The sequence below is a fragment of the Pseudarthrobacter polychromogenes genome, assembly GCF_014644495.1.
GTDB lineage: Bacteria > Actinomycetota > Actinomycetes > Actinomycetales > Micrococcaceae > Arthrobacter > Arthrobacter polychromogenes.
This window is the reverse complement of sequence record NZ_BMKU01000026.1, coordinates 1-9545: the sequence shown is the minus strand read 5'-3', so window position 1 is coordinate 9545 and position 9545 is coordinate 1. Positions and strand designations below refer to the sequence as shown.

12 protein-coding genes are annotated in these 9545 nt (G+C 65.7%); 11 read left to right on the top strand and 1 reads right to left on the bottom strand.

The window, feature by feature from the left end:
- The first annotated feature begins 267 nt into the window (after window positions 1-267).
- The 6 genes from IEX43_RS20130 (at window position 268) to IEX43_RS20105 (ending at window position 6409) form a co-directional block, all read left to right on the top strand.
- Window positions 268-1359 (top strand): iron-siderophore ABC transporter substrate-binding protein, encoded by a 1092-nt coding sequence (locus tag IEX43_RS20130; RefSeq protein WP_188814046.1) that lies wholly within the window; start codon window positions 268-270, stop codon window positions 1357-1359.
- A gap of 10 nt (window positions 1360-1369) precedes the next feature.
- Window positions 1370-2461, top strand: a complete 1092-nt coding sequence (locus IEX43_RS20125; protein ID WP_188814044.1) for a FecCD family ABC transporter permease — start codon at window positions 1370-1372, stop codon at window positions 2459-2461.
- A gap of 62 nt (window positions 2462-2523) precedes the next feature.
- Window positions 2524-3555: a FecCD family ABC transporter permease gene (locus IEX43_RS20120; RefSeq protein ID WP_229666570.1), complete on the top strand. Its 1032-nt coding sequence runs from the start codon at window positions 2524-2526 to the stop codon at window positions 3553-3555.
- Window position 3556: 1 nt separating this feature from the next.
- On the top strand, window positions 3557-4372 hold the full coding sequence (locus tag IEX43_RS20115; protein WP_229666569.1) for an ABC transporter ATP-binding protein: 816 nt from the start codon (window positions 3557-3559) through the stop codon (window positions 4370-4372).
- Window positions 4369-5409: a siderophore-interacting protein gene (locus IEX43_RS20110; protein WP_188814038.1), complete on the top strand. Its 1041-nt coding sequence runs from the start codon at window positions 4369-4371 to the stop codon at window positions 5407-5409. The genes IEX43_RS20115 and IEX43_RS20110 overlap by 4 nt, the downstream gene beginning before the upstream one ends.
- Before the next feature lie 154 nt (window positions 5410-5563).
- Window positions 5564-6409, top strand: coding sequence for an SGNH/GDSL hydrolase family protein (locus tag IEX43_RS20105; RefSeq protein WP_377102830.1), 846 nt, complete (start codon window positions 5564-5566; stop codon window positions 6407-6409).
- On the opposite strand, the gene IEX43_RS20100 is transcribed toward IEX43_RS20105, so the two are convergent.
- Window positions 6406-6693 (bottom strand): YciI family protein, encoded by a 288-nt coding sequence (locus IEX43_RS20100; protein ID WP_188732443.1) that lies wholly within the window; start codon window positions 6691-6693, stop codon window positions 6406-6408. The genes IEX43_RS20105 and IEX43_RS20100 overlap by 4 nt on opposite strands.
- Before the next feature lie 71 nt (window positions 6694-6764).
- Between IEX43_RS20100 and IEX43_RS20095 the strand changes: the two genes are divergently transcribed.
- The 5 genes from IEX43_RS20095 (at window position 6765) to rpsN (ending at window position 9023) form a co-directional block, all read left to right on the top strand.
- Window positions 6765-7244, top strand: coding sequence for a MarR family winged helix-turn-helix transcriptional regulator (locus IEX43_RS20095; RefSeq protein WP_188732444.1), 480 nt, complete (start codon window positions 6765-6767; stop codon window positions 7242-7244).
- A 52-nt stretch (window positions 7245-7296) separates the two neighbouring features.
- The gene (locus IEX43_RS20090; RefSeq protein WP_188814034.1) at window positions 7297-8058 is read left to right on the top strand and encodes an SGNH/GDSL hydrolase family protein; all 762 of its coding nucleotides are present in this window, start codon (window positions 7297-7299) and stop codon (window positions 8056-8058) included.
- Window positions 8059-8311: 253 nt separating this feature from the next.
- Window positions 8312-8548, top strand: a complete 237-nt coding sequence (gene rpmB, locus IEX43_RS20085) for a 50S ribosomal protein L28 (protein WP_013602738.1) — start codon at window positions 8312-8314, stop codon at window positions 8546-8548.
- The gene (rpmG, locus tag IEX43_RS20080) at window positions 8548-8715 is read left to right on the top strand and encodes a 50S ribosomal protein L33 (RefSeq protein WP_013602737.1); all 168 of its coding nucleotides are present in this window, start codon (window positions 8548-8550) and stop codon (window positions 8713-8715) included. The genes rpmB and rpmG overlap by 1 nt, the downstream gene beginning before the upstream one ends.
- Before the next feature lie 2 nt (window positions 8716-8717).
- Window positions 8718-9023, top strand: a complete 306-nt coding sequence (gene rpsN / locus IEX43_RS20075) for a 30S ribosomal protein S14 (protein WP_009358853.1) — start codon at window positions 8718-8720, stop codon at window positions 9021-9023.
- Window positions 9024-9545 lie beyond the last annotated feature (522 nt).

Below are 9545 nucleotides of genomic sequence, written 5' to 3'. Positions count from 1 at the left end.
TCCGCGACGGCAGCCTCTACCAAGCCCAAACACCAACAGCAGCTTGACGAAAAACATAGGGACACTCTCACTAAATGCACCATTTCCCCGAACGCTCTCTCACCGCAGATAGAGCGTTTGGGGATTTCCTGCGTTAAGTGAGAGAGGGTGGGCGAGGGCAGGGCTGTGTCCTTCGTCACGAAAAGGAATAAGGCACGGAAACGTTGCGTAATGAACCGGAGGGTAGGCTAGCCTTACTTAAGTTCGCTTCATGACTTAAGGAGTTCCGTGACTTCCCCCCTCTTCCCCGGGCCCAGCGCCACGCGCCGCACGCTGTTCACATCAGCCGGCAAGGCCACGGCCGTCCTGGCCGCAGCGGCGCTCACCCTGTCCGCCTGCTCCACCGGGCCCGCGTCCTCCACCGCCGACACCAGCGCTTCCAGCTCCAGCAGCTCGCAGTTCCCCGTCACCATCGAGCACGTCTACGGCGAAACCATCATCGAGGAGCAGCCCACGCGGGTGGCCACTGTCTCCTGGGTCAATGACGACGTCGCCATTGCCCTCGGTGTTGTGCCGGTGGGCGTGCCCAAGAACGAATGGGGCGGCAACGAGCAGGGGTCCACCCCGTGGAAGGACGCGGCGCTCGAAGAGCTCGGCGCCGGATTCGGCTCGGACAAAGCCCCGGTGCAGTACTCCGAGGCGGACGGCATCAACTTCACCGAGATCGCCAAGCTCACCCCGGACGTCATCCTTGCCGCGTACTCGGGCCTCACCGAGGAGGACTACAAGAAGCTCACCGAAATCGCGCCGGTGGTGGCCCACCCTGAACTGGCCTATGGGACCTCCTGGCAGGACTCCACCTCCATCATTGGCAAGGCCCTCGGCAAGGAGGCCGAAGCCGCCAAGCTGGTCTCCGACACCGAGGCCACCATCAAGGAAAAGGTTGCCGAGTACCCGCAGATCACCGGCAAGAGCTTCATCTATGGCAACCTGGAGCCGGCATCGGCTGACGGCGTCAACGTCTACACCGCCAATGACAACCGTCCCCGCTTCCTCTCCGAAATCGGCATGGAGCTGGCGCCCGTGGTGGAGGAAAATTCCAAGGGCTCCAAGGAATTCTTCATCCCCTGGTCCGCTGAAAAGGCCAACGAGCTCGAGTCCGATATCTTCGTGACCTGGGTTCCGGACGCCGCCACCACTGATTCCATCAAGTCCGACCCCCTGCTCGGTCAGATCCCCGCCATCAAGAACGGCGCCCTGGTTGCCGACTCGGACAACACCCTGACCCTGTCCATCTCCGCGTCCTCCCCGCTGAGCCTGCCGTGGTCGCTGGACACGTTCCTGCCGCAGCTGGCGGGCGCAGCGGATGCGGTGAAGTAGGCCCAGTTCCATGACGGAGAGTACGACGACGGCGGCGCGCCGTGGGCCCGGTCCCGGTACTTTGGTGCCGGGTCGGGCACCTGCCGGCGGGACCCGCGGCCGCGCGTTCGGGGGGCCGCGCGCCGCCTGGCTGCTGGCCGCCGTCGTCGTACTTGCCCTGCTTGCCGGGGCCTCCCTCGCTATCGGTGCGCGGGGCCTTCCCCTGGCCACCGTTTGGCAGGCGCTCACCGCGTTTGATCCAGCCAACGGCGACCATGCCGTGGTACACGCCCGCATCCCCCGCACCGTCCTTGGCCTGCTGGCGGGCGGCGCGCTGGGCCTTGCCGGCGCAGCAATGCAGGGTGTGGCCCGCAACCCGCTGGCCGACCCCGGCATCATGGGCGTCAACGCCGGTGCCGCCCTCGCCGTGGTGACCGGCATCTACGTCTTCGGCGTCGGCTCGCTCTCCGGCTACATCTGGTTCGCCTTCGTGGGGGCCGCTGCCGCCGCCGTCGTGGTGTACCTCATTGCCTCGCTCGGCAGGGACGGGGCCACCCCGGTGAAGCTCGCCTTGGCGGGCGCCGCATTGAATGCGGGCCTCTACTCCCTGATGAACGTCATCCTGGTCTCCAGCCAGGACACCCTGGACCGCTTCCGCTTCTGGCAGGTGGGCGGAATCGCCGGGCGCGACTGGTCCGTGGTGTTCTCCGGACTGCCCTTCCTGGCCGCCGGTGCCCTCATTGTGCTTCTGACCGGCCGCATCCTCAACAGCCTGGCCTTGGGCGACGACATCGCCCGGGGCCTGGGCCAGCGGGTAGGCCTGTCCCGCGCCGTCACCGCGCTCGGCATTGTGCTGCTGTGCGGATCGGCCACCGCGCTTGCCGGGCCCATCGCCTTCGTGGGCCTGGTCATCCCCCACGCCGTCCGTTTCCTCACCGGCCCGGACTACCGCTGGATCCTGCCCTTCTCCCTGGTCCTTGCCCCGGCACTGCTCCTCGGCGCGGACATCATCGGCCGCGTGGTGCTCCTGCCCGGCGAAGTCCCGGCCGGCATCATGACCGCCCTCGTCGGAGCACCCGTCTTCGTCTGGCTGATCCGCCGGGGCAAGGGGGCCGGCCTGTGACCATCAGCAACCCCCGCGAGACGGCATTTGACGGCGGTCCGCCGCGCAAATACCCTCGTTTTCTGCCATTTCGGGGCCTGAACCGGACCGCCCTCCTGGCCACCGTCGTCGTGGTCCTGTTCGCCGTGTCCGTCCTGCTCGGCAGCTACACGGTGACCATTCCGGACTTCTTCAGGATCCTCATCGCCCACCTGACCGGCGGTGAAAAGATCCCCGGCGCCAGCTTCATCGTGATGGAGAACAAGCTGCCGCGGGCCGTCATCGGAACCATGATCGGGGTCGCGTTCGGTTTGGCGGGCGCCCTGTTCCAGACCATGCTCCGCAACCCGCTGGCCAGTCCCGACGTCATCGGCATCAGCTACGGGGCCAGCGCTGCGGCGGTGACTGCCATCGTGGTCTTCGGAGCATCCGGCGCAGCGGTTTCCGGGGCGGCCCTGGGCGGTGCGCTGGGTGTGGCAGCCATCATCTACGCCATTTCCAGCGGCGGCACCCTGCGCGGAACCGGCCGCGGCGATGCTGCCGGGAACCGGCTCATCCTTGCCGGGGTGGGCATCGCCGCAGCACTGCACGCAGTGGTCAACTTCCTGATGACCCGCGCGGACATCCGCACCGCGGCGGACGCCCTGGTCTGGCTCAACGGTTCCCTGAACTCCGCCAGCTGGGACCGCGCGGGCGTCCTTGCCCTGGCCCTCGCCGTCCTGCTCCCCGCCGTGGTTGCCATCGCCGGCCCGCTGCGCATCCTGGAGCTCGGCCCCGACGCCGCCGCCGGACTGGGGATCAGGGTGGGTGCCACCCGGCTGGCACTGGTGATCACCGCCGTCGCGCTGGCAGCGGTGGCGACGGCGGCAGCCGGCCCGGTCTCGTTCGTCGCCTTCCTGGCCGGTCCCATCGCCCGGCGCTTCACCGGTAAAGCCAGCCTCCCGGCGTCGGCCCTTGTGGGCGCCGTGATTGTCCTGGCGGCCGACTACGTGGCCGCCAACGTGGCCCCCCTGCTGCTGGACGGCACCGTTCTGCCGGTGGGCGTTATCACCGGTGCGCTCGGTGCCCCGTTCCTGCTGTGGCTCCTGGTCACGGCCAACCGAAAGGATGCCTGAGGTGGCAGTTCTCAACGCCAAGGACCTGACGCTGAAATATGACCAGCGCTGCGTGGTGGACGGCCTCAGTGCCGAGATTCCGGAGGGGAAGGTAACCATGATCGTGGGCGCCAACGCCTGCGGGAAGTCCACGCTCCTCCGCGGACTGTCCCGGCTCCTCAAGCCGGCTGCCGGTGCCGTGACCCTGGACGGCAAGGACATCCACTCCCTTCCCGCCCGGGAACTGGCCCGCACCCTGGGGCTCCTGCCGCAGCATCCCACCGCCCCGGACGGCATCACGGTCCGGGACCTGGTGGGCCGCGGCCGCTACCCCCACCAGGGCTTCTTCCGCAGCTGGAGCGAGCGGGATGAAACTGCCGTGCAGCGCGCGCTCGAAGCCACGGAGACGCTTGCCCTCGCCGACCGGAATGTCGACGAACTCTCCGGCGGGCAGCGGCAGCGCGTCTGGATCGCCATGGCCCTTGCGCAGGAGACCGACGTACTCCTCCTGGACGAACCCACCACCTACCTGGACCTCGCGCACCAGGTGGAGGTCCTGGACCTCGTGACGGACCTGAACCGCCAGCGCGGCACCACCGTGGCCATCGTCCTGCATGACCTGAACCTGGCCGCCCGGTACGCGGACACCGTGATCGCCATGAAGGACGGCGCCGTGGTGGCAGTGGGCAGCCCTCTGGACGTGGTCTCGGAAGGGCTGGTCCGCAGCGTTTTCGGCCTCGAATCGCGCGTCATCCCGGATCCCGTCTCCGGCACCCCCCTGATCATTCCCATCGGCCGCCACCACGTCCCCGCCAACGAACTGGAGCTCGTTTCATGAAAACCCGCGACATCGCCTCCACGGAGCCCATGACCCTGGCGTTCGAAGTTACCGTCACCTCGGTCCAGGAGCTCAGCCCCAATTTCCGCAGGATCACGTTCGGCGGATACTCGCTGCGGGATTTCGGCGTCCACGGCGACACCCTGGACCTCCGGATCAAGCTCATGATCCCGTCCCTCGCGGCGGACGGCAGCCCGCTGCCCCTCCCCGTTTTCGAAATGAGCCAGGCCGGCTGGTACCGGGAATGGCTGGCCATGGATCCTGCCGTGCGGGGTTCCATGCGCACCTACACTGTCCGCCAGGCCCGCCTGGATGCGGTGTACCCGGAGATCGACGTGGACTTCGTGATGCACTTTGACGACTCTGGAAATGGCGGGCCGGCCGCGAACTGGGCCCTCAACGCCCGGCCCGGTGACGCAATCACCATCATCGGCCCCAACAACAGGGCAGCCCACTGTGTCACAGCCGAAACCTACTCAGGCATCGAATGGCGGCCCGGGCTGGCGCAGCGCATCCTGCTGGCCGGTGACGAAACATCCGTCCCCGCCATCTCCGCCATTTTGGAAAGCCTGCCGGAGTACATGACCGGGCACGCGTTCCTGGAGGTCCCTGAAGCCGGTGACTTCAGGGAACTGACTTCACCCGCCGGCGTCGACATCACCTGGCTGGCGCGCGGGGCGTCCATCGGGCGGTCACGGCCGCACGGCGAGCTGCTCCAGGCGGCCGTGCGCAAGGCCGTGCCCCTCCCCGGCTGGGTGGGGATCAAAGCGGCCGACGGCGGCGCCGGCCCCGAGCCGGAGGACGTCAACGTGGACGTGGACATCCTTTGGGAGACTCCGGCGCGGATGGAGACTTCCGAGATCCAGGCCACCAAGAACCCGGGCATGCCGGCCGGCGCCATGCCCTTCTACGCCTGGATCGCCGGCGAAGCCGCCGTTATCAAGGACATGCGCCGGTACCTTGTCCGGGACGTCGGGATCGACCGGAAGCAGGTGGCGTTCATGGGGTACTGGCGGCAGGGCAAGGCCGAAGGGTAAGTTTCACTGCGCTGCAGCCCCCGGCAACGCTCCATCAGATCCTGCCGGTTTTTCGGGGACGCTCTCGCACTCGATGCGGGTTTTGGGCGGACGCTCTCGCACTTACTGTTCATCCCGGCGTCGTTCTTCCTTCTTCTGTGGTGGCTACCTTGGGCTGGTGCGTGCTCAACCTTTGCTCCCTGACTCCGGGAGGCGGGTTTTTGTCGCCCTGGGGGACTCTTTCACGGAGGGGGTCGGGGACCGGGACGAGCGGTTGCCCAATGGTGTCCGTGGGTGGGCAGACCGGGTGGCGGAGAAGCTTGCCGAGGCCCAGCCCGGGTGGCGCTATGCGAACCTTGCCATCCGCAGCAAGCGGCTCCGGCATATCGTCAGCGAGCAACTGGAACCGGCGCTGCGGATGCGGCCCTCGCTGGTCACGCTGTACGCAGGCGGAAACGACATCCTGGACGTGAAAACGGACATGGCCGCGCTCATGGATGACTACGAAAAGCTCGTGGCTGCACTGGCGGAAACGGGGGCAACGGTGGTGCTTTTCACGGGGTTTGACGTCAAGGTGTCCGCACTGCTGGAGCCGCTCAGGAAACGCAACACCTACTACAACCAGCACGTCCGGGCCATCGCCGGGAAGTACGGGGCGGTGCTGGTGGACTATTGGTGCCTGGATGCGTTCCATGACCGGCGGATGTGGGACTCCGACAGGCTCCACATGTCCAAGGCAGGGCACAAGTACCTGGCGGGGCAAGTGCTGGACCAGTTGGGGGTGCCGCACAAGATCCGGCCCAAGGACTGGGAACCGCCGGCCCGGCACAGCCTGCGGGAATGGGAGCGGCAGCAGCGGCGCTGGATCCGCGACTGGGTCCTGCCGCTCTTCGGCCGCAAGCTGCGCGGCGTCACCCTGGGGGACGAGCTGGGCCCGCGCTGGCCGGAGCCGGTCAGGGTGCCGCGGAAGGGCGGACTGAAAAAGCTGGCGGGCGCATCCAACGGCCCGCGTGAGTACTAGCTGTCCAGCAGGATCTCGTAACCCGGGGCCACCCTGGCCGCGTGGAACTCCATGACCTCGAAGTCCGCCACGCCATTCGTATAGAACGGATCCTGCTCCAGGCAGGCATCAAGGACAGCGCGATCCGCCTGGGAGAGCAGCAGACCCCCGGTCCTGGGCACTTTGCGGCCGGCCGCAATGAAAACGCCGTCGTCGAAAGCCTTCTGCAGCCAGGCAATGTGGCCGGCGTTATGGAAGTCCACGATGTCCTGCGGAACCCGGTAGCTCAGGGAGACAACATACATGGCCCCAGCCTACCGGCCGCCGCGGGACCTAGTTGAAGAATCAACCACGCTGCTCTCGTAGAATGAGGGACATGACCGAACCGCGCTGGCTCAACGCCGACGAACGCCGTGCCTGGCTGGCCCTGGTAAGTATCAACACCCTGCTGCCGGCAGCACTGGACACCAAACTCCACGCCGCGGGGAAGCTCTCGCTCTTCGACTACACCGTCCTGGCGATGCTCTCCGAGGCGGAAGACCGGTTCCTGCCCATGAGCGAGCTCGCCGCCCGCAGCAGCGCGTCCCTTTCCCGGCTGTCGCACGTAGTGACCAAACTGCAGAAGCGCGGCTGGGTGGAGCGGCGGCCGCATCCCCATGATGCCCGCGTCACCACCGCCCATCTGACCGAAGAAGGAATGGCCACCATCGTGGGGCTCGCGCCCGGGCACGTCGAGGACGTTCGTGACCTGTTCCTGGATGCCCTCACTGAGCAGGATGTCCTGGATCTGGCGAGGATCGGCGAAAAGGTGGTTGGCCGGCTGGACACGGACCACTGGATCCTGCGGGAAAACTAGACCACACGTCAGCTGGTTGGTTGCTCCCGGCAACGGGTGGCAAACTAACCGGATGGACTTTACTTCCCGGTTTGTCGCCCTCGGAGACTCCTTTACGGAAGGCGTGGGCGACGACGATCCCACCCGCCCCAACGGTGTCCGCGGCTGGGCGGACCGCGTGGCCGAGCAGTTGGGCGCCGCTGACCCGGGCTTCGGTTACGCCAACCTCGCCATCCGCGGCAGGAAACTGCGCCATATCCTGGCTGAGCAGGTGGACGCCGCCGTCGAACTTAACCCCACCCTGGTGACCATCTACGCCGGCGCCAATGACATCCTCCGCCCCAGGATCGATATTGACGACCTTCTGGTGGAGTACGACGACGCCATCGCCAAAATGCGCGCCACCGGCGCCACCGTGGTCATGTTCACAGGCTTCGACGCCCGCGGCTCGAAGGTGTTCAGCACCATGCGTGGGCGCACGGCGATCTACAACGAACTGGTCCGCGGCATTGCGGGAGACCACGGCGCGCTCCTGGTGGACTACTGGCGCTTCAGCGAGTACTACGACTGGGGCATGTGGGCGCAGGACCGGATGCACATGTCCGCGGCAGGCCACGCCAATATGGCTAAGCGCGTGCTGGACGTCCTGGAACACGATCACTCCATTGACATCCCGCCCATGACCCCCGTGCCCGAACTCAGCGGTGTGGACGCCCTCCGCGCCAACGCCCGCTGGTTCCGCGAGTATGCCGGTCCCTGGGTTGTCCGCAGGGTTACCGGCAAGTCCTCCGGGGACGGCTTGACGCCGAAATACCCAGAGCTAATTCGCCTCTAACCCCGGGCCCGCTTATACACCCTCCGGCGCCGGATTGGTCTTTAATTGCGTGAACTCGTAGACTTGGTAGGCGCTAAGTGCGCGGAGCGTGCGCAATTGCTCCGGTTGCCCGGTAATTTCTCCAGGGTGGCCGGTAGTTAGGGGCTCAAATTGCGTGACTAACCGTTGCCCTTCTTCATTTTTGGGTCGCCCTTAGCAGCATGGTCCAGCAGCAGATATGCGGATCATTACTTTCAATTCTTGAGGAGAAGTCATGGCAGCACACTGCCAAGTGACCGGAGCCGAGCCGGGCTTTGGGCACAGCATTTCGCACTCGCACCGCCGCAACAAGCGCCGGTTCGATCCGAACATTCAGAAGAAGCGCTACTGGGTTCCGTCCCTGCGCCGTAACGTCACGCTGCAGGTCTCTGCACGTGGCATCAAGACCATCGACGTACGCGGCATCGACGTAGTCGTCGCCCAGATCCTGGCTCGTGGGGTGAAGCTCTAGTGGCTAAGGACAAGGACGTACGTCCGATCATCAAGCTCAAGTCGACTGCGGGCACGGGTTACACCTACGTAACCCGCAAGAACCGTCGTAACGATCCGGACCGCATGGTCCTGAAGAAGTACGACCCCAAGATCCGCCAGCACGTCGAATTCCGAGAGGAGCGCTAAACATGGCTAAGAAGTCCAAGATTGCTCGCAACGAGCAGCGCAAGGTCATCGTTGAGCGTTACGCTGCAAAGCGCCTCGAGCTGAAGAAGACCCTGGTTGACGAAAACGCAACCGACGAAGCACGCGAAGCAGCCCGCCTGGGCCTGCAGAAGCTGCCCCGCAACGCGTCCCCGATCCGTCTGCGTAACCGCGACATCATCGACGGCCGTCCCCGCGGTACCTTCCAGAAGTTCGGCATCTCACGTGTCCGTTTCCGCGACATGGCCCACAAGGGCGAACTTCCGGGCATCACCAAGTCTTCCTGGTAATCCAGCACCGCTGCTACCAGCTGCTTGAGAAGAGCCGGCAACCTTACGGTTGCCGGCTCTTCTGGGTTTAACGGACCTTTGCGATGGCGCCGTTTGGGTGGTTGCGCCTCGGGCCTCATGCGAGACTGGGGGCCGGCGTTGGAACTGTGCTGCAGCACACAGAAATGAAGTACGACGGCGGACGGCCCCCCAGGGGTGCCAATGGGCCGTTTCGCCGCGGAATGGCGGGGATCGGACCCTTCTGGCAGGGGGATTTGCGGTGGCGCAGGAGCAGGTGTATTGTTTTCTAAGTCGCCGCGAGGGAGACAGCGAAGAGCTGGTAACCACGGCGGCCAAAACCCCAAAAATCAACACCAATTCTGGTAGGGCTTTAGAGCGCTCCTGAAGAGGTTGGGAGCGGTTCTCCTCAGATGGAAATCCTGAAACACGGATTTGCTTTTGAGTGAATGATCCGGTAAGTTTGTGAAGTTGCTCCGGAGCGATTCATGGCCTGTGAAGTGGTTGTGGTGGTGCCGGGTGTGT